Origin of the sequence: Risungbinella massiliensis (genome assembly GCF_000942395.1) — a bacterium.
Classification (GTDB): domain Bacteria; phylum Bacillota; class Bacilli; order Thermoactinomycetales; family Thermoactinomycetaceae; genus Risungbinella; species Risungbinella massiliensis.
The window spans coordinates 1,370,373-1,393,445 of record NZ_LN812102.1; the positions used below are offsets into that span (position 1 = coordinate 1,370,373).

Genomic DNA, 23,073 nt, shown 5'->3' on the forward strand with positions numbered 1-23,073 from the left:
GTGATCAAATGAACTCTGATCTGTTACTTCACTAGTTCCAATCCTTTTGTATACTCAGCATCTGGCAAAGCAATGTATCCAACCGATTTTGCGATTTCTTTTGCATTTTCGAGGTAATATTTCACAAATGCTTTTACCTCTGGACGCTCTAATGCTTTGCTACTTGCATAGATAAAGATTGGACGGGAAAGAGGATAACTTTGGTCATTGATTGTTTGTTCGGAAGGCTCGATTGCACCTGTTCCTTTTTCTTTCGCCACTTTAACCACTTTCAGTTGATCTTTGTTCTCGATATAGTAAGCGTAACCGAAGTAACCGAGCGAATTCTTATCTCCTGCTACCCCTTTTACAAGCTGATTGTCATCTTCACTTGCAGTGTAATCCGTACGAGATTTTTTCGCTTCGCCAACTACCTCTTCTGTAAAGTAGTCAAATGTACCAGAAGCATTTCCCGGACCATAAAGTTTAATTGGCTCTTTTGGCCATTCAGGACGCACATCACTCCATAGCTTTACAGAGCTGTTTGGTTCCCAAATTTTCTTCAATTCTTCTAACGTTATATCTTGAATCCAAGTGTTTTGCTTGTTGACAACAATGGAGATTCCATCAAATGCCACAGGCAATTCCACTGGGTTAATTTGTTTGCTAGCCGCATTTGTTTTTTCTTCATCCTTAATTTTGCGAGAAGCATCGTTAATGTCGGTCTCCCCGTTAGCCCATTTTTTAAAGCCACCACCGGTTCCTGACTCTGACACTGTAACGTTTACTCCAGGGTTTTCTTTCATAAATTCTTCTGCGATAGCTTGGCTAATCGGAAAAACGGTTGAAGAACCGTCGATTTTTACCGTACCAGAAAGCTTGCTTCCTCCATTTTGGGAGTCAGTTGCATTATTCCCCCCACCGCAACCTACTAATGCTCCAAATGCGATGGTCATGATACCACCTAGTAAAAGCCCTTTCTTCAACATAAGATCCCTGTCTCCTCATCAATTAGGTATGATTGCTTTGTACTATTCTTATCTTAAGTATGAAGTGTTAGGGCAAGTTCAATACAATGTAAATCATTTGTAAAAAAATATTCATTAAAAAAAGAAACCCTTTGTGTTATCCAAAAGGTTTCTCGTTCTCTTGTTCTAATGGGAACCAAATCGTAAAGGTTGTTCCCTCTCCCACCTTACTTTTTACATCAATCTCTCCATGATGCTCCTCTACCAGGTGTTTCACAATGGCTAGGCCTAACCCAGTCCCCCCAGAGTTACGGGATCTTGCCTTATCCACGCGATAAAACCGCTCAAATATTCGAGGAAGGTCCGATTCTGGAATTCCAATTCCAGTGTCGCTAATTTGTAAAAAGAAACGTTTTTCTTCTTTACCTAATTTGACTTTTACCTCTCCCCCTGCTGGAGTGTAAGTCATTGCATTACTTACTAAGTTTAAGACGATCTGTCGATAACGATCTGGATCGATTGTTGCCAAAAAAGAAGGTAGTTCTACATGAACTTGCTGATCTTTCTGCTGAAGTCGCTCTTCTAGAGTTCGTAAAACGGACAAGATGATTTGTGATGGATTACTCATCTCGAATTTCATCGGTAATCGTTTGGATTCAATCTGAGATAAATCCAAAATATCAGATACGAGTGCTTGAAGACGAATACTCTCATCATGGATGATTTGTAAGAACTCACGACAAGTAGCTGGGTCCTGATGTGCGCCATCTAACAATGTCTCTGCAAATCCCCGAATAGAGGTGATGGGTGTTTTTACTTCATGGGAGACATTTGCAACAAAATCTCGTCTCATCTCCTCTAAACGTCGAATGGCGGTTAAATCGTGAAAAACTACTACTACTCCAACCCCATCCGCTTCTACCCACATTGGGGCAAAGTGAGCATCTAGAACTCGTTCTTCTGGATAATACAAATGTAGCTTCTCTTGGAAGCGTACCTTCTCACTAGAACATCGTTGTAGCATCTCTCCAAGTCCGGTAGGATAGGAAATCTCTTCTATCTTCAGTCCTACAATATCGGTAGAAGGAACACCAAATAACCGCTCAAAAGCTTTATTTACTAAGCTGACTCGTCCTCTTGTGTTAATCAAGATCAAACCGCTCTCCATCGTCTCGATAACACTCTTCAGTCTTCGTTCGCTTCGACGTATGGTCTCCACTTGAAACTGCAAGGAATATGCCATCCGATTAATTGCTTTTCCTAACTTGGCAATCTCATCATCGCCGTCTTCATAGACACGTCGATGGAATCGCTTGCGGGAGATATCATCTGCTACTCTGGTTACTTCTTCTAAAGGTTGTGTCACTCCACTTGCAATCCGAGAACTAGCAAATGCGGCAAGGATAAATGCAATTATTAACCCCCCTCCGAGAGAAATCCATACATTCTGCAAAGATTGGCTAATTACATCTAATTCTATGTCTAATTGAATTACACCTAATATTTGTCCATTCCGAATAACTGGGAGAGCAGTGAATAGTTCTTCATCATTCATATTAGAGACTGTTTTTCCCTTTAGTGCTTGTGCAATTTCCTGTCGATGTCGTTGACTTTGGATAACAGCTTTTTCCCCATAACTACCTAATACTCTTCCATCAGTTGATAAAAAGATCAAATCCGCTTCCAGTTTTTGCCCATATAAAATAGCCTGTGCTGGTAGGTCACGTTCATTCCAATTTACGGTTTCCGCAATGAGAGATGCTTCCCGATATAAACGGTGATCTAAGGAATCTAAATAGGAAGAACGTAGCAAAAAAGCGACAAAGATACCAGTTGTTAAGACCGATAAACCAATTAAAATAAGGAAACTACTAGTTATTCTAGTACGAAGGGACATCATGTCCTTGGTCCCTCAAACTTATATCCAATCCCTCTCACGGTTTTGATATAGATTGGGTTTCGTGTATCTTCTTCGATTTTCTCTCGTAAATGGCTAACATGAACATCCACAATTCGGGAGTCTCCTACATAATCATAGTTCCAAACTGCATTTAATAGTTGATCGCGCGAAAGTACCTTCCCTCGATGATTGGCTAGGTATACTAGCAATTCGAATTCCTTTGGAGTAAGCTCTAATCGATTTTGGGCCAACGTTACCTCATATGCTTCTGGATCAATCACTAAGTCACCGATGATCATATGTACTTCTTTTGGTTCACTTGCTTTTACTTTTTGTGCCTTCTCAAAACGACGTAAGACCGCCTTAACTCTTGCGATCATCTCACGTGGGCTAAACGGTTTGGTTAAATAATCATCTGCACCAAGCTCTAATCCTAATACTTTGTCAAATTCATCTGATTTTGCTGTCAGCATCAAAATGGGAATCGCAAGATTTTCTTGTTGAACTCGTTTACAGACTTCCAGACCATCAATAACGGGAAGCATTAAGTCCAATACCATTAAATCGGGAGGATTCTGTCTAGCCTTTTGCAGTGCTGTTTCTCCATCCATCGCAACATCAACCTGGTATCCTTCTTTTTCCAAGTTGAATTGGACCAGTTTCACGATTGATGCCTCATCATCTACGACTAATATACGTTTACTCACGCACTCTCATCTCCTAGTCCCATTTTCTTTCAATATATCATGTTTCCAACTAATAGAAATATAAGTATCTGTAAAAGAAAAAAGCCTGCTCATTAAAACAGACTTCTTTTCCACAGGATTCTTATTCTCTCTTTTTCCCATAATGAGAGACCAGATTCCGATACACATCTTGCTTTTCAAGGGAAGAAAATAGTTCATCGACCACTTTCTGATCTTCCATCTCTAACACTAATAAGCATAGGTCCGTTATCTCTTTTCGGGAAGGCTTCTGATCTCGATAGAGGTATTGGTTGGGGATCTGAACCATTTGTACTTCTTGAAATGGCTTTTCGCCACGGATACGACTTTCTAATACATACAAAACCCATTCTAGGGAGACTCGTTTTTCATCAAAGATTCCATTTCGGATAATCCAATCATGATAAGCAAAATCCGGGTTAACTGCCTTGGCAGTAGTCAGTAGGAAAATCGCCTCTTTGAGACAACTAACTTCTAGTTCTAACTTCTCAATTCGTTTTCGGTAGCTCTCCTCCACTACTTATACACCCCTAAACCAAACTAAAAACGTAAAATAGAGTTAATATTTTGATCTATATTATACGAAAAAAAGCTGCTGGCATACTAGCCAACAGCTTTTTGAAAAAGGAAATTTTTGTGTTAAGAAGGTAGGACTTCCATCACTTTGCGAACAGAACTAGCTGAACGATCCAAAGATAATTTCTCTTCTTCTGTCAGTTCTAGTTCAATTACTTTCTCGATCCCGTTTCCACCAAGGATCGTTGGAACGCCTAAATATAGATCATGGTATCCATACTCACCTTCTAAGTAAGCAATAGAAGGAAGGATACGCTTCTTATCTTTTAAAATTGCTTCCGCCATTTGGGTTAGGGCTGCAGCCGGAGCATAATATGCACTACCATTGCCTAGCAAGCTGACGATTTCACCGCCACCTTTACGAGTGCGTTCCACGATCGCATCTAAACGATCTTGAGGGATCAATTTATCTAGTGGAATTCCACCAGCGTAAGAGTAACGAACCAATGGAACCATGTCATCTCCATGGCCACCTAGTACAAATCCAGTTATGTCTTCTACCGATACACCCAACTCTTGTGCTACAAAGGTGCGGAAACGAGCTGTATCTAGTACTCCAGATTGTCCAATTACACGATGTTTAGGAAATCCAGATGTACGATAAACTTCATAAGTCATTGCATCTACAGGGTTGGTTAATACAACGATAATGGATTCTGGAGAATACTTCACCACTTGTTCTGTAACGGCACGCATAACCTTTGCATTGGTGTTAACCAAGTCATCACGGCTCATCCCAGGTTTTCTAGCGATTCCAGCAGTTATAATGACGAGATCCGAATCTTTGGTATCGGCATAGTCCGATGTCCCTACAATATTGCTATCAAATCCTTGAACAGGACTCGCTTCTAACATATCAAGCGCTTTTCCCTTTGTTGGGTTTTCTGCTTGTGGGATATCAACAAGTACTACATCACCTAGTTCTTTTTGTGCTACCATCAGTGCGGTTGTTGCTCCAGTAAAGCCACCGCCAATAACTGAGATTTTACGTCGACGAATCATGGCAAAAGTCCTCCTCGTTGTATGTAACTCCAATTATTTTACCACTTTGAAAATAGTCGGCAAAATAATCGTTTTTTACACAAAAATGAGGGCCTGGAAAATGTCATTCTTCAGGAGATCGTCTTCCTTGATTCCTTTACCTCCAAGCCCTCTAAAAAATTTTGCAGTCAAACCCTGAGATAAGAAGGCTAACACCACTTACAAGAGCATCTGCCTATAGATTTTCAATTAGACAATCAGCAAACTCAGAGCACTTCACTTCTTTTGCTCCATCCATTAGACGAGCAAAGTCATAGGTAACTGTTTTGTCCTGAATCGTTTTGCTCATCGACTGATAGATTAAATCTGCAGCTTCTTGCCAACCCAGATGTTCTAGCATGAGAACACCTGATAGAATGACAGAGCCTGGATTTACTTTATCCTGTCCAGCATACTTTGGTGCAGTTCCATGAGTGGCTTCAAAAATCGCATGACCAGAAACATAGTTAATATTAGCTCCAGGTGCGATCCCGATGCCTCCTACTTGAGCAGCCAAAGCATCTGATATATAGTCCCCATTCAAGTTGAGAGTTGCAATAACATCGTACTCTTTCGGACGTGTTAAGATTTGTTGCAAGAAAGCATCTGCAATCACATCTTTGACGATTATTTTGCCGTCTGTTTCTGCTTTTGCTTGTGCCTCATTGGCAGCTTGCGTTCCTTGTTCATCCTTGATTCGGTCATATTCTGCCCATGTAAACACTTTGTCTGAATACTCTCGTTCCGCTAGCTCATATCCCCATGTCTTGAATGCACCCTCTGTGAATTTCATAATGTTCCCTTTATGTACTAGGGTGACACTCTTACGACCATGATGGAGTGCATATTCAATAGCTGCACGTACCAAACGTTCTGTTCCTTCTTTGGAGACCGGTTTGATCCCGATTCCAGAGGTTTGAGGGAAACGGATCTTCTTTACTCCCAACTCATCTTGGAAGAAAGCAATGACCTTTTGTGCCTCTTCAGATTCAGCAGCCCATTCAATTCCTGCATAGATATCTTCTGAGTTTTCGCGGAATATAACCATATTCACATCTTCTGGACGTTTTACAGGGGAAGGAACACCGTCAAAGTAGCGAACCGGACGTAAACAGACGTACAGATCCAACTCTTGACGCAACGCCACGTTCAAAGAACGGATCCCACCACCCACTGGAGTAGTGAGGGGACCTTTGATGGCAACAAAGTATTCACGAACTGCTTCTAACGTATCATTTGGAAGCCATTCACCGAATTGATCCTTTGCCTTTTCCCCAGCAAAAATTTCATACCAAGCAATTTTTTTCTCCCCAGAATATGCTTTCTCAACTGCTGCGTCGAGCACACGCTTGGCAGCTGCCCAAATGTCAGGACCGATCCCATCTCCTTCAATAAATGGAATGATAGGATGATTTGGAACGTTTAATTTTCCATTATCTAACGTAATCTTCTCACCTGATGTAGGTGGTGCTAATTTTTCCAATGAAGCCATATTCTACACCTCTTATCCTGCTATTTTTGTTCACTGCACTTTATTCCCTATAGAAAGAGCTATCGTTTGTCGATGGATACATATTTTTGATTGACTGGACCAGTATATTCAGCACGTGGACGAATTAGGCGATTATCGTTAAATTGTTCTAAGATATGTGCTGTCCAACCAGTCACACGGCTCATCGCAAATAATGGAGTAAATAAATAACTTGGAATATCTAGGTAAGAATAGACAGTAGCAGAGTAAAAGTCGACATTTGGTTTTAAGTTCTTTTTCTCCATCATGAGTTTTTCTAATCTGACAGACATCTCATACCATTTGGTATCGCCTTTTTGCTCACCTAATTGACGAGACATTTCTCGAAGATGTTTGGCACGTGGGTCTCCATCTTTATAGACACGATGCCCAAAACCCATAATTTTATCTTTGTTATCCAGTTTGGTTTGAAGATATGTTTCAACACGGTCTAGACTTTCAATTTCATATAAAGTGTTCATAACGCCTTCGTTTGCCCCACCATGAAGTGGTCCTTTTAATGCCGCAATGGCTGCGGTTACAGAGGAATACATATCTGCTAACGTAGCAGCAGTTACACGGGATGCAAAAGTAGAAGCATTTAGTTCATGGTCCGCATGAAGAACCAGTACTTTGTCCAACGCTTTGATGGCTACTTCACTAGGCTCTTCTCCATTTAACATGTATAAGAAGTTGGCAACAAAGCCCAAACCTTTTTTAGGAGCAATCGCTTCTTCTCCTTGACGATAACGATGCATTGCTGCTATAATAGTCGGGATTTTTGCTGTTAATTGGATTGCTTTCTGATAATTGGCCCATGTGTCACTCACTTCTGCTTTGGAGTCAAACATACTTAAAGAGGAAACTGCAGAACGTAATACCGCCATACTGTGGGCATCTGCCGGTGCGGCTTTTACCAATTGGAGTACTTCTTGTGGTACTGATGCGTTCTCAGTTAAGTCACTCTCTAATTTCGTTAACTCTGTTTGAGAAGGGAGACGACCATTCCACAATAGAAATGAGACCTCTTCAAAAGAAGCATTATCTGCTAAATCGTCAATGTTATAACCGCGATATGTGAGCACACCGTCCACAATAGAACTAATCTCCGAAGAAAGTGCCACAACGCCTTCTAATCCTTTTGCAACCATATATTTCGCTCCTTTTCCTCTGTTTTGATCAAACATCCACAACTTTTGGCGATAAAAGTAAGCGATTGCATTTTGTTTACGATTAAAAATGCTCCATGATGCTCAAACACTAACAATTATCAGCCTATTTGTGACAAAATGAAGGTTTCTTCATTAGTTTAACACAAAGTTTTTTGAGACGCATCCTGTCAAAATGTTCACAAACTGCCTCTTTGATTGTGAATACGTGAACAAACTGATATTTTTTCTGTAATTATGGAAACCACTCTTTTTTCCTACCCATTTTTTGTTTATTCTAGTTATTATCAGTGCTTGGCAAGGAGGTGCTTTTGATTGACACGCACGTATTGGGTTGGAGTGACGATTCGCTCTATCATTGTACTCGCTGCGGTCATAGTGTTATATTTTGGTCTCTCCTTTTCCATTCCATTACTTTACCCATTTCTCATCGGTTGGTTAATCGCAATACTAATCGAACCGATCATTAGTTGGATGGAACGGAAAACACGGATGCCAAGATGGTTGGCTATTACGATACTGCTCGTCTTACTTTTAAGTCTGTTGTTCACCTTTTTAGTCGCACTTGTCTCCGAAATTATCGTGGAATTAGCGAACTTAGCAGAACAGCTTCCTAGTTTCTTAAATGACACAGGAGACACGTTGGTACAGGATTTCATCATAGATAATCATGATCTAAAAAAGACCATTGACACCGTTCAGGCTTATTTAGCAAAGTATCCTCAACAACAACAAGGAATTCAAGATAGCATTCAACAAAATATTCAGCTGTTGACAGAACGAATCACGACTTGGATTACCGATATCTTTAGCACCATTGGAGATTTTTTGAGTAATTTACCTTACTTACTTACTGTTGCAGTCTTCATTACACTAGGTACTTTTTTTATTAGTTTGGACTGGCCACGTTTAAAAAAAGACACCATCACTTTTTTGCCAGATCGTATCAGTGTTACTGTCCGAACGGTAGCGAAAGACCTACGCAAAGCATTATTTGGCTTTATCCGTGCTCAGTTGACTTTGGTCAGCATTACCGGTTCCATCATGTTAGTTGGACTTCTCATCTTACAAGTGGAATATGCGTTTACGATCGCCCTCCTTACTCTATTCGTTGATTTACTCCCTTATTTTGGAGTAGGAAGCGTTATGGTCCCCTGGATCATCTATTCCCTCATTTTAGGTAACTATAAACTTGCAATTGGTTTAGGAGTAATCTATTTAATCATTTTAGTAGTACGCCAAGTAATCGAACCAAAATTAGTTGCAAGTAATGTGGGTCTTGATCCACTACTCACTTTGGTGGCACTCTTTGTGGGACTTAGATTGATAGGAGTATTAGGTCTGATCTTAGGTCCAGTCGTCACAGTGATCGTTGTGGTTCTCCATCGAGCTAACGTCTTTCGAGATATTTGGCGTTACATAGTAGGAAAGCGCGTACGAATTGAAGATGTCTATTAAGAACATATAAAAAAGCGCCCATCCATCTTAGGCGCTTTTTTATATTACTCAGCATGATTTTGAATATAGATTCGCTTGGAAGTGGTCGCATTGGTCATCGTCTCTGTCATCTTTTTCGTACCATATTGGATGAGGCAATCTACCAACAAACGTCTCGACCATGGAAGCAAGAGGAGTAAACCGATTATGTCACTAAAAAATCCAGGGAACATCAGAAAGAGTCCACTTAATAAAATCGCGAGTCCTTCTACTACCGTATAACCAGGCACTTGACCTGAACGAAATTGCTCCATGACAGAACGGTAAGCACGTAATCCTTCCCGTTTCGCGAGATAGGTCCCAATTAAAGCCGTCAAAATACAAAGGCTGATTGTCGGCAGCGCTCCAATCCAACTTCCTACTGTAATTAGACCAAACAACTCTATTAACGGTATCGTTAGCAGGAGAATAAAGATAAGTCGAGTCATTGTTTTGATTCACCTCCTTTAATTTATAAAGCCTTCGTCAACACTTGATAAATCTCCGGATACAATTTTTCCAGGTTAATGCGTTTCATCTCTTTACTGCACCATATATGTTTAGAATGCCCTGTAGTAAGCATTTTTTCATCTGATTCTCGATATACCTCATATCCAAAAACTAATTTACTGCCAGTCATTTCTTGCACATAGCTTCGAATGGTCAACTCATCCTCATAATGAGCTGGTGCCCGATAGTTAGCATGAACCTCTACTACAGGCAAGATAATACCTTTCTTCTCTAGATCACTATATGTGTAACCAAGTTCTCGAATGAGGGAAGTTCTTCCCACCTCAAACCAAACGAGATAATTGGCGTGATAAACGACACCCATTTGATCCGTTTCTTGATAGCGTACTCGAACATCGGTCTCAAACACTTTTGTTTCGGTTCCCATGCAGTTCTCCTCGCTTTTTGGTTTCTAGGATGTGTCAACTGTTAGCATACCTAAAGGTTGTATATTTCTATTGTACCAAATGTAGTCGACTACTTCTAAAAAAATGGTTGCATTGTTCTCCAGACTATGGAAAGATAATGCGGACACATATTTCCGGAAGTTGTCTCACATAATGATAGTACTAACATGAAAACAGTCCTGATCAAAAGACCGAGAGCTTGACTCTTCCGTATACACAAATGAAATTCCCGAAATGGAAAGGAGGACAACCTGTGTTTCGCCGCAATCGTAAAAAGTTACGTCGCAAGTTACGTTTATGGATTTTTCCACGTTTAGGCCTAATGTAGTTTTCCCTTCTTCTAATTATAATCAAACAAACATATAAAAAACGCGCTGGAAATTTTCTCCCTGCGCGTTTTGTTTATTATAGAACCTTTGCTTCTCCTGAATAGATCGCTCCATGAATAGGATCTACTGTTATACTCTCTTCCTCTTTCAACACACGCATTGCATTAGAAGCACCCACTACAACTGGGATATTCAAACTTACTCCTACGATCGCAGCATGGGAGGTAAGCCCACCCTCTTCGGTAATCACTGCCGCTGCACGCTCAAATGAATCCATCATATCTTTATCAGTGCTCCGAGTTACAATGATCGCACCGTCCATCATGTTTTTGCGGATCTCATCTGCGGTATTTCCAATCACGACAGGTCCTGTCACAGCCTTTTTCCCAATACCTTGTCCTTGTAAAAGCACGCCACCCATCACATACACTTTCATTAGGTTGGTACTTCCGGTTTTTCCGACTGGAACACCTGCTGTAATCACAATCAGGTCACCTTGTTTGACAAAGTTGCTTTCATAAGCAGCATGGATCGCAGTTTGTAGCATATCATCGGTATTATCACAACTTTCCCCTACAACGGGATACACACCCCACACAAGGGAAAGTTTGCGTTGAACTTCTTCATTCGTCGTAACTGCAATAATGGGAGATTGAGGGCGGTATTTGGAGATCATTCTCGCTGTATAGCCGCTCTCGGTTGGAGTTACAATCGCGGAACATCCTAAGTTTTGAGAAGTATATACGACTGCTTGGCTAATCGAGTCAGTAATACTACGATCATGCTCTTTTCTAAGTTGGCTAAATAGTTCTGGATAACGTAGTGCCGTTTCTGCGCGTTCTGCAATAGTAGCCATCATATTTACTGCTTCTACAGGATATTTTCCAGCTGCTGTCTCACCAGATAGCATAACTGCATCTGTTCCGTCAATAATCGCATTGGCAACATCACTCGCTTCTGCACGGGTTGGACGAGGGTTCCGTTGCATAGAATCCAACATCTGAGTGGCGGTGATTACTGGCTTGCCAAGAAGATTACAACGCTTGATCATCTCTTTTTGCAAGAGGGGGACTTCTTCTGGAGGTACTTCCACTCCCAAATCACCACGAGCTACCATGAGACCATCCGAGACTTCCAAAATCTCTTCTAGATTCACAACACCCTCTTGGTTCTCAATTTTGGAGATGATATGGATATTCGATCCATTCTCCTCCAGGATCTTGCGAATTTCTAAAACGTCCTCTTTTTTCCGGATAAACGATGCAGCAATAAAATCTACATTTTGCTCCATACCAAACAAGATATCAGACTTATCTTTATCCGTGATCCCAGGCAGATTCACCTTGACTCCAGGAATGTTAACGCCTTTTTTATTTTTTAAGACTCCACCATTGACTACAGTACAAATAATATCGGTATCATTTACAGCCTTCACACGTAAGCCAATGAGACCATCATCGATTAAAATGGTTGCCCCTTCATGTACATCCTGAGGCAATTGTTGATAAGTCACCGCTACTCGTTCTTGATCCCCAAGAATATCTTGAGTGGTCAGGACAAACTTCTGTCCAGTTTGTAATTCTACTTGATCTACCTTTAGATCACGTGTACGAATCTCTGGTCCTTTCGTATCGAGTACAATAGAGACTACTTTTCCTTCTTCTTTGGCAGCTTGACGGATATTATGAATCCGTTGCCCATGCTCTTCATGTGAACCATGTGAAAAATTCAGTCTTGCTACATTCATTCCATTTTGGATTAATTCTCTTAAAGTAGAAATTTCTTCACTCGCCGGACCAATAGTACATACAATCTTTGTTTTACGCATTCTATGCATCCCTTCGTCTAAATCGATAACTCTCCTGCCAAATGATACAAGGAGAGATTTGGTTGATGTTTGCCGTTGAAAGCTTCTACAAAATCGATCCCGATTATTTCATTGTTACGCACGGCAACCATCTGATTCGTTTTCCCCTCTAGTAAAAGTTCTACTGCTTTTGCTCCCATACGACTGGCTAATACTCGATCAAACGCAGTAGGAGAACCCCCACGTTGTACATGTCCTAAAACAGTAACTCGTGTTTCATAATCGGTTCGTTCCTCAATTTGTTTGGCAACGTCTACTGCGCTACCAACGCCTTCTGCCACTAAAATAATACTATGTTTTTTCCCACGAGCAGCACCGTGATTTAAACGTTCTATGATATTACTAATTTGATATGATTCTTCTGGAATCAGAATCGATTCTGCACCTCCAGCTAAGCCTGCCCAAAGTGCAATATCTCCTGCATCTCGTCCCATTACTTCAACTATGTATGTACGTTCGTGTGATGTGGCAGTATCTCTAATTTTATCAATACAGTCTATCACGGTATTGATCGCGGTATCAAATCCAATTGTGAAATCAGTACCAGGGATATCATTATCAATCGTTCCTGGGATCCCAATTACAGGAAAACCTAATTCATCAGATAATTTCATCGCTCCCGTAAAGGTTCCATCTCCCCCAATGGTAACAAGTGCCTCAATGCCTTTTGCTCTTAACTGCTCTGCAGCTTTCTTCCGCACTTCTGGATCCTTAAATTCAGGGCAACGTGCACTGTACAGTTTGGTACCACCTTTTTGAATAATATCTCCTACCGAACCTGCTGTCATCTCGACAAAATCCCCTTGAATTAGTCCAGAATAACCACGATACACACCATATACTTCTAATCCTCGATATATACCTGATCGGACAACTGCACGTACCGCTGCGTTCATTCCTGGTGCATCTCCACCACTAGTTAATACTGCAATCCGTTTCATCGTTTTCCACCTCTTATAGTTAGCTTTTCTAGTCCCGCAGGGACAAAAAATGTCCATTCAAGAAAAAAGAGTAACCGCAGACTTACTATCTCATTTCTGTTCATAAAAGGTTAAACAGAGATAGTATCCCACGGTTTTCTTTTTAGAATCGCCGTTTTCTCCGATGCGCATGATAGCGCAACATAGAAAATGGCGTTTCTATTTGTATTCTTATTTTACAGGTTATACTGGCTTCTCTTCCAGTACTTCTTGCTGGGTAAACTGACCAATCTTTGCAAATTTTGCATGTCGATCTGCCACCAGTGCGTCTGGAGAAAGGAGCGTTAGCTCTTCTAAATGACGCAAAATGGCTTCCCCGACCCACTGAGACTGCAAAGTAGGATCTTGATGAGCTCCTCCTTTTGGTTCCGGGATTACTTCATCGACAATTCCTAATCGCTGTAAGTCATCTGCCGTAATCTTCATCGCTTCTGCCGCTTCTTGTGCTTTTGCTGCATCTCTCCACAGAATTGCAGCGGCACCTTCAGGCGAAATAACGGAGTAGTATGCATGTTCTAACATGAGAAGTCGGTTTCCGACACTGATTCCAAGTGCACCACCACTTCCACCTTCTCCTGTCACGATACAGATAACAGGTACAGTAAGTCCTGCCATTTCCCGCAAATTACGAGCGATAGCCTCACTTTGACCACGTTCTTCGCCTTCAATACCTGGTTGAGCCCCCTGTGTGTCTACAAAACAAATGACAGGCCGACGGAATTTCTCTGCCTGTTTCATTAACCGAAGTGCTTTTCGAAATCCTTCTGGTAGAGGAAGCCCAAAATTACGAGCAATTTTATCCTTGGTATCTTTGCCACGTTCATGACCGATCACAGTCACTGGTATTCCGTTTAATTTCGCAATTCCACCCATGATCGCAGGGTCATCACCATACAAACGATCGCCATGCATTTCGAGAAAGTCGGTGAAGATCGAACGAATATAATGCAAAGTAGTCGGACGAATAGAGTGACGTGCGATTTGAACTTTTTGCCAAGTGGTTAGATTACCATAGATCTCTTTTTCCAGTTTAGAAGCTTTTTTTTCCAGAGTCGCAATCTCGTGGCTTAAATCAATATCTTTTTCTTGAGTGAATCGCTTTAATTCCTCGATCTTTAGCCTTAACTCAACTAGTGGCTTCTCAAAAGGTAGTTGCTTGCTCATCTTGCTGCCTCCCTTGGTGCATGCATATCCAAAATCTGAACGATTCGATCTCGCATCTCATGACGATGCGTAACAAAATCTAGCTGCCCATGTTTCAAGAGGAATTCTGCTGTTTGGAAATCATCTGGGAGTTTTTGACGCACGGTTTGTTCAATTACCCTGCGACCCGCAAATCCAATCAATGCACCTGGTTCCGAAATATTAATATCCCCAAGGGACGCAAAACTAGCTGAAACTCCACCAGTTGTTGGGTTGGTAAGTACGGAAATAAACAGTACTCCTTCTCGATCCATCTTCTCCAAGGCTGCACTGGTTTTCGCCATTTGCATCAGAGAGAGAACCCCTTCTTGCATCCGAGCACCACCAGAAGCCGAAAATAGCAAGAATGGTATTTTTTTCTCAGCAGCATACAGAGCAGCACGAGCAATTTTTTCTCCCACTACAGAACCCATGCTTCCCATCCGGAATCGAGAATCCATAACCCCAATAACAAGTGGATAGCCTTCAATAGTTCCTTCACCTGTCTGGATCGCTTCTTTCAACCCAGTCTTCTCCATATCTTGACGTACTTTTTTGGGATAGTCTGGGAAATTTAGCGGGTCAACCGATTCTAAGTTTTCATCAATCTCTTGGAAACTTCCTTCATCCAAAAGTAAGGCGATCCGCTCAGGAGCAGACATGGAAAAATGGTGCTGACAAGTTTTACAAACTTTTTGGTTGGCCTCTAACTCTTTTGTAATAATAACCGAATTACACTTTGGACATTTGGTCACAATTCCTTCTGGAATCTCATTTCGTAACTTTTCTGAAGGAATGGTCGCATATTTTTTTTGTTTGCGAAACAGCTCTTTTAGCACAGAATCACACCTCGTTAAGCGAATTAGAAAGGAATTGCTCTAGATGTTGCTGTAGTCGCTGATAAGCACAGAGAGAGTCTTTATCTTGGATCGCACGAAGAACCTGCTTCAATTCCTTTACTACTTTTTGCCACTTATTAATATCTTGATTGGAATGAGTGCACAGCGTGAAATACTGATGTACAGGAAACCAAGTCCGTATCAGTAATTTATTTTTAGATAATCGAACAATCGTATGATGAAATTCTTCTTTTTGTTGATGAGGAAGGTAACCAGCTTGAATCCATTCTTCCATATGCTGAAGAATCTCTTTTAGCTTCTCTATATCAGAGTCGCTAGCACGTCCTACTGCTAAACGGACAGCTTCTAATTCTAGCAAAATCCTCATATCAACTAGATCCTCTTGCGATTCTCTGTCTCGTAAAATGTAGTCTGCCAGCAACTGAACTAGATGATGGGTATGGTAGGGTTGTAAGAAGGTTCCTTCGCCCCGTCTCGTCACGATGAGCCCTAATAGCTCTAGAGCACGTAAAACCTCCCTTACGGAAGATCTACCTGCTCCCAACCTCTCGGAAAGTTCTCTTTCAGAAGGCAAACGGTCTCCAGGACGTAGACGATCTTCTTCGATCAGCGAGTGAATCCCTTTTAAAATGGACTGAAATTTTCCGGTATTTCGTTCCTGGTGCATAGTCTTACAACCCCGCTCCTTCCCCCTATCGAACGACGGTATTTTTCGTTAAGCGCATTGTCTTCTCGAATATAGACTGTGGATCTACAATTCGATTCGCCTCTCCTGTTTCCATTGCAACACGTGCTACTTCTGATGCTACATGGGGAGCTACACGCTCATCAAATGGTGCAGGGATCACATATTCTGCTCGAAGCTCTTGTTCTGATACTAAGCTGGCAATTGCTTTTGCTGCTGCTAGTTTCATTTCGTCATTGATTTGACTTGCGCGAACATCGAGTGCCCCGCGGAAAATCCCCGGAAAAGCCAGTACATTATTTACTTGGTTCGGATAATCAGAACGACCTGTTCCTACCACTTTTGCTCCAGCAGCTAATGCTTCTTCTGGCATAATCTCTGGAACTGGGTTGGCCATTGCAAAAATGATCGGGTCCTGATTCATCGATCTTACCATTTCTTGGTTCACGACTCCAGCCACTGTTACTCCAATAAACACATCCGCACCTTGAAGAGCTAGTGCTAGATCACCGGTTTGTCTATCTAAATTGGTAGTTTGAGCAATTTCTTCTTTTATTGAATTCATACCATACGGGCGCCCAGCATAGATCATACCTTTACTATCACACATAATCACATGTTCTACGCCGGCTTTTTGTAATAATTTGAGAATCGCAATTCCAGCAGCACCTGCTCCATTGATGACAACTTTCATCTCCGAAAGCTTTTTGCCTACCAATTTGGAAGCATTGAGAAGACCAGCCAATGTCACAATCGCAGTACCATGCTGGTCATCATGAAAAACAGGAATATCCAGTTTTTCTTTTAATCGCTGCTCAATCTCAAAGCAGTTGGGAGCAGAGATATCTTCCAGATTGATTCCACCAAAGCTTGGAGCGAGTAAGGTAACTGTCTCGACTATTTTGTCTATATCGGTACTATCTAAACATAGAGGAAATGCATCCACGCCTGCAAACGCCTTAAAGAGTACCGCTTTCCCTTCCATTACTGGCATAGCAGCCTCTGGGCCTATATTGCCAAGTCCGAGAACCGCAGTTCCATCTGAGACTACCGCAACGAGATTCCCTTTGTTTGTATAATCATAAACAGTCTCTTTGTTTAAATGAATCTCTTTACATGGTTCGGCAACGCCTGGTGAGTAAGCCAGACTTAGATCTTGGGCTGTTTGCACCTCTACTTTGGAACGAACTTCTAACTTTCCTTGATGTTCGCGGTGTAAGCGAAGAGCATCTTCTCTTAGATTGGACAAAAATTACAACTCCTTATCTCTAGTTCATCATCAGTGGTCTGACCACTAATAGAACACATTATAACAGATAAAAAGGAAAACACCACCTATCCCAAAATAGGATAAGATGGTGTTTATCGAAACTTATTTGTAGTCGAAGTAGGCTCTTCAGACTGCGTCCCATCTAAAGGGAAAGATCGTTCTATTCTTTGTGAGCGGGGTCGTGCTTTTCGATTCCCCTTTTTTTGTCCTAAATAAGCTATTGCGAGGATGAACACGGTCAGAACTACCAAGCCATCCAAAAATAGTTGCATGAAAACCCTTACCTTTCTACCCCTGTAAATGATAGGGTTCTCTTTATACTATTATACAACAATTCATCTAACATACTTACTTTATGCGATGTTGATCCAAAAGATGACAGAAAAACGTTTCTCACCTATTGATTTGTCAGAACCACTTTTCCTATTGTTTTACCTGATGCCAATTTTTCATGAGCTTTCCCTACTTCTGCAAAACGGAAAATCTCCTTATCTATAATAGGGCGTATATGACCTCTTTCTACCCAATCAGAAATGAAACTCAAGATAGAACCATGATATGCTTTTCCCTCTTGAGTTTGTTGAGTTTGTATCATAAAGATTCCGTGAAGAGTCAAAGCTTTATTGTGTAATGGAGTAAGATCATGAGTCGATCGAGCCGCGATCAGAGCAACTTGCCCATATGTTCTCACTGCTTGCAAAGAACGATCCACATTCTCGCCACCAACAGTATCCAATACTGCGTCAAAACCATGGCCACCTGTCAATCTCTCTACATATTGGTCCACTGTGGTATGTGGGTAGTAGATAATTTCATCTGCTCCTAATTTTTGCGCGATCTCTGCTTTGGACTCGGTGGAAACAGTTGTTGCAACCTTTGCCCCTTTTAACTTTGCGATCTGAATCGCAATATGACCTACTCCCCCTGTTGCGCCATGGATCAGTATTTGTTGTTTATTGGTCAGTTTAATCCGATCGATCAAAGCTTCCCAGGCGGTGATACTAACCAACGGAAGTGCAGCAGCTTCTGCAAAACTTAGATTACTCGGTTTTTTGGCGATCACACTAGCATCTACTACAGCATAATCAGCTAATGCGCCCATGGTAGTAACTTGTGACGCGATAATCTCGTCTCCTACTTGCCATTTTGTGACTCCTGATCCCAATTGCGTAATCTCGCCCGCAATATCGCTATGTAACACGAGAGGAAAATTAGATGACACCAATCCTTTCACTGCACCGCTACGAATTTTCAAGTCAATCGGATTGACACTAGTAGCATGAACTTTTACCAATACTTGACCTGGGCCAACTTCAGGAATCGGAATCTCGATGGTCTGAAATTCCTCTACCCCACCGTAATTCATAATTGCTTGTGCTTTCATCATTCTGCTCATTCTCCTCTCTCACTTATATATCATAATAGATTCCCTTTCTATCTCTAGACAATGCTTTCGTACAAAAAAAAGGCAGCCCTCCAACAGAGAAGCTGTCTTTATTATCTAGAGCATGTTGCATAATGAGCCTAAAGCCAGAGGTTTCCCCTTTTGAGATGTGACTATGAGCGGTAGAGAGCGGAGCAGATCAGAAGCGGGTAAACTGGCGGCGATCCTATGTCTTACTTTGATTTATGCAACAATCTATATCTAATCTTGGTACCTTGATTCATCTGGATGTGCATGTGCTATACGAGCCGAGGCTGCTGCCGCGATACCAGCGATCAGATCGTCTAGAAAGACATGCACTTCTTTACCATGATTGTTTAGTCCTCGGATGATTCCCATTTTTTCTTTGTCCAAATATCCAAAGCTAGTTAGTCCAATCGTCCCATATACATTGGTGATACTAAGAGCCAAAATCTCATCGATGCCGTATAACGGCTCATCAACTTCCATAATGGTCTGGAAAGGTTCCGGAAGTTGTTTCTTCTCCGCTAAGATATCAATTGCGATCCCGGTAATCACCGCATGTTGGACTTCTCTTTTTTTCAATACTGCTTCCACACTTTCGAGACACTCGTTGATCTGGAGAGTAGGATTGTATGGAAGCTGAAGATCATAGACTACTTTCGCAATCTCTGATAGATTTACTCCACGTTCTTGCATGAGTTGGACTGTGTGTTGATAAAACAAGTCCATCACCTTCTTTTCAGGGGATAACTCATCTTATGCTGGTGTTTAACGTATATGTTTGGTCTTCACCCGAACAGATTTTTCCCCTAAAAGATCGTGCAGATGTTCCAGTAATTTGGTATTTAATTCTACTCCATATGATGGAACTGGAAGACTTACCATACGCTTTTCCGATTCGTAATAAAGGTGAACTGGAGTATTACCAGGAAATTGGGTCAAAACATCTTTGATTTGATAGAGCAATTGCCCACGCTCAGAAGTCATAGGGATCTGAAGCAGAAGCTCGTTTTGATCTGGAGCAACGGACGACGATTCGGCAGAAGGTCTCTTTTGGATTATCATCTTCTGTTTCGCATCCGAAAGTGCAACAAACCGATCTACCAATACTTTAACTGACTCGTCTTGTTGATTTAGTTTCCCAATAACAAAAAGCTCTGCTCCTTCGTTCAAAAGATGCCTTGATGCAAGATACACTTTAGGAAAGACGACTAACTCTACTACCCCGCTCTTGTCCTCCAACTCAACAAATGCCATCGCTTCTCCTTTTTTAGTCTGGATCTGTTTCATACTAGACAACATACCTGCGATACGAACCTTGGAATGATCCGGTAACTCTATCAATTTGGAAATAGCATGAGTTGTATATTGATCCATTACTTGTTGGTACTCATCTAGTGGATGTCCAGAGAGATAAAAACCAATCAACTCTCGCTCATAAGCCAACTGTTCCTTGAGTGAATATGGCGGAATATCCTCATAAGGATGATCCAATTGCGAAATGTAGTCGCTCATCTCTTCGAACAAAGACAGTTGGTTTTGCAAGCGATGCTTTTGGAGTTCTCCTGTTTTCTCTAATACTTCATCTAGCATATTGAGCTTTTTGGCACGATGATGCGAAAGTGAATCCATCGCTCCAGACAATATCAGCGACTCTAACACACGACGATTGCATATTCGCAGATCTACCCGATCACATAGATCAAAAAGATCTTGAAAAGGCTCCTCTTCTCTTGCCTTCTCTATTTCGTGAATCGCCTGTCTCCCCACATTTTTAATCGCTGCGAGGCCAAACCGGACTCCCTCCTCCTCCAAACGAAAACCTTTTCCACTTTTTTGGACATCGGGAGGCAAAATCTTCACTCCAAGTCTACGAGCTTCCTCAATATACTCTGCCATTTTCCCTTGGCTTCCCATCACAGTAGACAAAAGTGCCGCAAAATAAGCTTTCGGATAGTTGGCTTTCAGATAGGCAGTCTGATAAGCAAGCATTGCATAAGCGGCAGAATGGCTACGGTTAAATCCATAATCAGCAAATCGGACGATGAGATCATAGACCTGGTCACCTATCTCTGCTGGGTATCCTTCCGCAATCGCTCCAGAGACAAATTTTTCCCGTTGTTCATGAAGCAGCTCTTTTTTCTTCTTGCCCACAGCACGTCGAAGCAAATCCGCCTCTCCTAAGGAAAAGCCAGCCAACTTGGCAGCAATCTGCATGATCTGTTCCTGATAGACGATAATCCCATATGTATTGGATAGAATTTCTTCTAAATCAGGATGGGGAAAGGTTACTTTTTCCAAGCCATGTTTGGCACGAATGAAACGCGGGATCTGTTCCATGGGACCTGGACGATAAAGAGCCAAAACCGCAATTAAGTCCTCAAAATGGGTTGGTTTGAGTTCTTTTAGCACCCTTCTCATCCCGGCTGACTCCAATTGAAAGACTCCTGTTGTCTCACCTCTGGTCAACATTTGATAGGTCTTTTCGTCTCCGTAGGAATCATCTCGAAAATCGACCTCTTTGTTTTGTGTTTCACGAATCCACTCTTTGGCTCGTTCGATCACCGTCAGATTACGTAAACCTAGAAAATCCATCTTTAATAACCCAAGTTCCTCCAATGTCTCCATGGAGTATTGGGTCAGAGGAACATCTTGGCTTCCTTCTTGAAGTGGAACCGTATCGGTTAGAGGATCTCGAGAGATCACGACACCTGCTGCATGGGTAGAAGCATGGCGTGGAATCCCTTCCACACGATCTACCACATGAAGAAGGCGATCTACTTCCTCTTTTTCTTTTCGCAACTGTAAAAGGCGTGGCTCGTGATGAAATGCTCTTTCTAATGTCATACCAGGAGCGGCAGGAACCAATTTAGCAACTCGGTCTACCTCCTGATAAGGTAGGCTCATCACTCGCCCCACATCCCGGATCGCAGCTCGTGGAGCCATCGTTCCAAAAGTGATAATCTGTGCTACTCGATCCTCTCCATATTTACGCTTGACGTAGGTAATTACTTCATCCCGTCTCGTATCATCAAAATCTATATCAATATCAGGCAATGTTACTCTCTCTGGATTGAGGAAACGCTCAAACAGGAGATGAAAGCGAATCGGATCGATATCCGTAATACCAAGAACATACGCCACCAAACTCCCTGCTGCCGAACCACGTCCTGGTCCTACTGCAATCTGATGGTCACGAGCAAAGCGGACAAAGTCCCAGACGATCAAGAAATAATCTTGAAAGCCCATTTGCTCAATTACACGAAGTTCATATGCGAGTCGTGACTCGATCTCAGCAGTGATTCGATCTCCATATCGCCAAGAAACCCCTTTTTCACAGAGCTGTTGTAGATATGTACCACTACTAATTCCCTCTGGCACAGGAAAATGGGGCAACAGTCGCTGACCAAGCGGTAGTTCTACCTGACAACGCCCGGCAATCTCCACTGTATTTCGCAAAGCCTGTGGAACATGTGGGAACAACCTTCCCATCTCTTCAGCCGTTTTCAGATAAAATTGATCGTTAGGAAACCGCATCCGATCCTCTTCGCTTAATTTCCGTGCAGTACCAATACATAATAAACAATCGTGAACTTCTGCATCTCCTTGCAGGGTGTAGTGGACATCGTTCGTTGCAACTAATCCAATCGAGAACTCTCGGCTCCATTCGATTAGCTGTAGATTCACTTTTTGCTGCTCCAACATCTGATGGTCCTGCAACTCTAAAAAGAAGTGATCTCGTCCAAAAATATCAAGGTACTCATGTAGCAATTCTTTTGCATGTCGGAGATTCCCATTTAAAATTGCTTGAGGAATCTCACCACCTAGACAAGAGCTAGTAGCAATAATCCCTTTATGATATTGACGCAGGAGATTCCGGTCAATCCTCGGTTTGTAGTGAAAACCACGAAGATGTGCCTCCGTTGTCAGTCTCATCAGATTTTGATACCCTTCCACCGTTTCTGCCAATAAAAGCTGATGATAGATTTTTTTCTCCCGCATCGACGGGCGTTCACGATAATCTCCATCTGTCAGATACATCTCACACCCTATGATCGGCTTGATCCCTGCTGTTCGACATGCCTTGTAAAAGGGGACTACCCCATACATGGCACCATGATCGGTAATCGCGAGCGACCTCATCTCCATCGCTTGAGCACGCTGTACTAGCTCTTCTACTTGTCCAGCTCCATCTAATAAGCTATAAGCACTATGTACATGTAAATGAACAAACTCCTCCGCCATCTTCTCT

At 41.9% G+C, this 23,073-nt stretch carries 19 protein-coding genes; 1 reads left to right on the plus strand and 18 read right to left on the minus strand.

The features are described 5' to 3' along the window. Window positions 1-23 precede the first annotated feature (23 nt). The 7 genes from VJ09_RS07155 to VJ09_RS07185 all read right to left on the minus strand — a co-directional run bounded on the left by VJ09_RS07155 (window position 24) and on the right by VJ09_RS07185 (window position 7,829). Window positions 24-968, minus strand: a complete 945-nt coding sequence (locus VJ09_RS07155) for a PstS family phosphate ABC transporter substrate-binding protein (protein WP_044640871.1) — start codon at window positions 966-968, stop codon at window positions 24-26. A gap of 136 nt (window positions 969-1,104) precedes the next feature. After that, on the minus strand, window positions 1,105-2,847 hold the full coding sequence (gene pnpS / locus VJ09_RS07160) for a two-component system histidine kinase PnpS (protein WP_044640872.1): 1,743 nt from the start codon (window positions 2,845-2,847) through the stop codon (window positions 1,105-1,107). After that, window positions 2,844-3,554, minus strand: a complete 711-nt coding sequence (locus VJ09_RS07165) for a response regulator transcription factor (RefSeq protein WP_044640873.1) — start codon at window positions 3,552-3,554, stop codon at window positions 2,844-2,846. The genes pnpS and VJ09_RS07165 overlap by 4 nt, the downstream gene beginning before the upstream one ends. A gap of 121 nt (window positions 3,555-3,675) precedes the next feature. Further along, window positions 3,676-4,089, minus strand: a complete 414-nt coding sequence (locus VJ09_RS07170) for a hypothetical protein (protein ID WP_044640874.1) — start codon at window positions 4,087-4,089, stop codon at window positions 3,676-3,678. A gap of 122 nt (window positions 4,090-4,211) precedes the next feature. Further along, on the minus strand, window positions 4,212-5,150 hold the full coding sequence (gene mdh, locus VJ09_RS07175; protein WP_044640875.1) for a malate dehydrogenase: 939 nt from the start codon (window positions 5,148-5,150) through the stop codon (window positions 4,212-4,214). 214 nt (window positions 5,151-5,364) lie between these two features. Continuing rightward, complete coding sequence (icd, locus tag VJ09_RS07180) at window positions 5,365-6,660, minus strand: NADP-dependent isocitrate dehydrogenase (RefSeq protein WP_044640876.1); 1,296 nt, start codon at window positions 6,658-6,660, stop codon at window positions 5,365-5,367. A gap of 59 nt (window positions 6,661-6,719) precedes the next feature. Continuing rightward, complete coding sequence (locus tag VJ09_RS07185; RefSeq protein ID WP_044640877.1) at window positions 6,720-7,829, minus strand: citrate synthase; 1,110 nt, start codon at window positions 7,827-7,829, stop codon at window positions 6,720-6,722. Window positions 7,830-8,162: 333 nt separating this feature from the next. Here VJ09_RS07185 and ytvI point away from each other — a divergent pair, with 333 nt between their 5' ends. Further along, window positions 8,163-9,305 carry a sporulation integral membrane protein YtvI gene (ytvI, locus tag VJ09_RS07190; protein ID WP_044640878.1) on the plus strand — a complete coding sequence of 381 codons (1,143 nt, stop codon included), beginning with the start codon at window positions 8,163-8,165 and terminating at the stop codon, window positions 9,303-9,305. A gap of 44 nt (window positions 9,306-9,349) precedes the next feature. Here the strand turns inward: ytvI and VJ09_RS07195 are convergent, their stop codons facing one another. The 11 genes from VJ09_RS07195 to VJ09_RS07250 all read right to left on the minus strand — a co-directional run bounded on the left by VJ09_RS07195 (window position 9,350) and on the right by VJ09_RS07250 (window position 23,066). Next, entirely contained in the window at window positions 9,350-9,772 is a 423-nt protein-coding gene (locus VJ09_RS07195; RefSeq protein ID WP_044640879.1) for an FxsA family protein, read from the minus strand. Window positions 9,773-9,795: 23 nt separating this feature from the next. Continuing rightward, window positions 9,796-10,221, minus strand: a complete 426-nt coding sequence (locus VJ09_RS07200) for an acyl-CoA thioesterase (protein ID WP_044640880.1) — start codon at window positions 10,219-10,221, stop codon at window positions 9,796-9,798. Between the two features lie 424 nt (window positions 10,222-10,645). Next, on the minus strand, window positions 10,646-12,397 hold the full coding sequence (gene pyk, locus VJ09_RS07205) for a pyruvate kinase (protein WP_044640881.1): 1,752 nt from the start codon (window positions 12,395-12,397) through the stop codon (window positions 10,646-10,648). Window positions 12,398-12,414: 17 nt separating this feature from the next. Further along, complete coding sequence (gene pfkA, locus VJ09_RS07210) at window positions 12,415-13,377, minus strand: 6-phosphofructokinase (RefSeq protein ID WP_044640882.1); 963 nt, start codon at window positions 13,375-13,377, stop codon at window positions 12,415-12,417. A gap of 222 nt (window positions 13,378-13,599) precedes the next feature. Next, window positions 13,600-14,580 carry an acetyl-CoA carboxylase carboxyltransferase subunit alpha gene (locus VJ09_RS07215; protein WP_044640883.1) on the minus strand — a complete coding sequence of 327 codons (981 nt, stop codon included), beginning with the start codon at window positions 14,578-14,580 and terminating at the stop codon, window positions 13,600-13,602. Next, entirely contained in the window at window positions 14,577-15,437 is an 861-nt protein-coding gene (gene accD / locus VJ09_RS07220; protein ID WP_044640884.1) for an acetyl-CoA carboxylase, carboxyltransferase subunit beta, read from the minus strand. The genes VJ09_RS07215 and accD overlap by 4 nt, the downstream gene beginning before the upstream one ends. Window positions 15,438-15,441: 4 nt before the next feature. Then, window positions 15,442-16,125, minus strand: a complete 684-nt coding sequence (locus VJ09_RS07225; RefSeq protein ID WP_044640885.1) for a FadR/GntR family transcriptional regulator — start codon at window positions 16,123-16,125, stop codon at window positions 15,442-15,444. Between the two features lie 25 nt (window positions 16,126-16,150). Continuing rightward, window positions 16,151-17,392: an NADP-dependent malic enzyme gene (locus VJ09_RS07230; protein ID WP_044640886.1), complete on the minus strand. Its 1,242-nt coding sequence runs from the start codon at window positions 17,390-17,392 to the stop codon at window positions 16,151-16,153. Window positions 17,393-17,810: 418 nt separating this feature from the next. Next, complete coding sequence (locus tag VJ09_RS07240; protein WP_044641673.1) at window positions 17,811-18,797, minus strand: zinc-dependent alcohol dehydrogenase family protein; 987 nt, start codon at window positions 18,795-18,797, stop codon at window positions 17,811-17,813. 261 nt (window positions 18,798-19,058) lie between these two features. Further along, the gene (locus VJ09_RS07245; protein WP_407689987.1) at window positions 19,059-19,517 is read right to left on the minus strand and encodes a phosphatidylglycerophosphatase A family protein; all 459 of its coding nucleotides are present in this window, start codon (window positions 19,515-19,517) and stop codon (window positions 19,059-19,061) included. A gap of 72 nt (window positions 19,518-19,589) precedes the next feature. Beyond that, complete coding sequence (locus tag VJ09_RS07250; RefSeq protein ID WP_044641674.1) at window positions 19,590-23,066, minus strand: DNA polymerase III subunit alpha; 3,477 nt, start codon at window positions 23,064-23,066, stop codon at window positions 19,590-19,592. Between the last annotated feature and the right edge of the window lie 7 nt (window positions 23,067-23,073).

Bases quoted from the DNA above. Each gene is read 5' to 3' on its own strand.
- VJ09_RS07195 (WP_044640879.1), bottom strand. From the start codon at position 9,772: ATGACTCGACTTATCTTTATTCTCCTGCTAACGATACCGTTAATAGAG.
- pfkA (WP_044640882.1), bottom strand. From the start codon at position 13,377: ATGAAACGGATTGCAGTATTAACTAGTGGTGGAGATGCACCAGGAATG.
- VJ09_RS07155 (WP_044640871.1), bottom strand. From the start codon at position 968: ATGTTGAAGAAAGGGCTTTTACTAGGTGGTATCATGACCATCGCATTT.
- pnpS (WP_044640872.1), bottom strand. From the start codon at position 2,847: ATGATGTCCCTTCGTACTAGAATAACTAGTAGTTTCCTTATTTTAATT.
- mdh (WP_044640875.1), bottom strand. From the start codon at position 5,150: ATGATTCGTCGACGTAAAATCTCAGTTATTGGCGGTGGCTTTACTGGA.
- VJ09_RS07245 (WP_407689987.1), bottom strand. From the start codon at position 19,517: ATGCAAGAACGTGGAGTAAATCTATCAGAGATTGCGAAAGTAGTCTAT.
- pyk (WP_044640881.1), bottom strand. From the start codon at position 12,397: ATGCGTAAAACAAAGATTGTATGTACTATTGGTCCGGCGAGTGAAGAA.
- VJ09_RS07240 (WP_044641673.1), bottom strand. From the start codon at position 18,797: ATGAAAGCACAAGCAATTATGAATTACGGTGGGGTAGAGGAATTTCAG.
- icd (WP_044640876.1), bottom strand. From the start codon at position 6,660: ATGGCTTCATTGGAAAAATTAGCACCACCTACATCAGGTGAGAAGATT.
- VJ09_RS07225 (WP_044640885.1), bottom strand. From the start codon at position 16,125: ATGCACCAGGAACGAAATACCGGAAAATTTCAGTCCATTTTAAAAGGG.
- VJ09_RS07200 (WP_044640880.1), bottom strand. From the start codon at position 10,221: ATGGGAACCGAAACAAAAGTGTTTGAGACCGATGTTCGAGTACGCTAT.
- VJ09_RS07250 (WP_044641674.1), bottom strand. From the start codon at position 23,066: ATGGCGGAGGAGTTTGTTCATTTACATGTACATAGTGCTTATAGCTTA.
- VJ09_RS07215 (WP_044640883.1), bottom strand. From the start codon at position 14,580: ATGAGCAAGCAACTACCTTTTGAGAAGCCACTAGTTGAGTTAAGGCTA.
- VJ09_RS07185 (WP_044640877.1), bottom strand. From the start codon at position 7,829: ATGGTTGCAAAAGGATTAGAAGGCGTTGTGGCACTTTCTTCGGAGATT.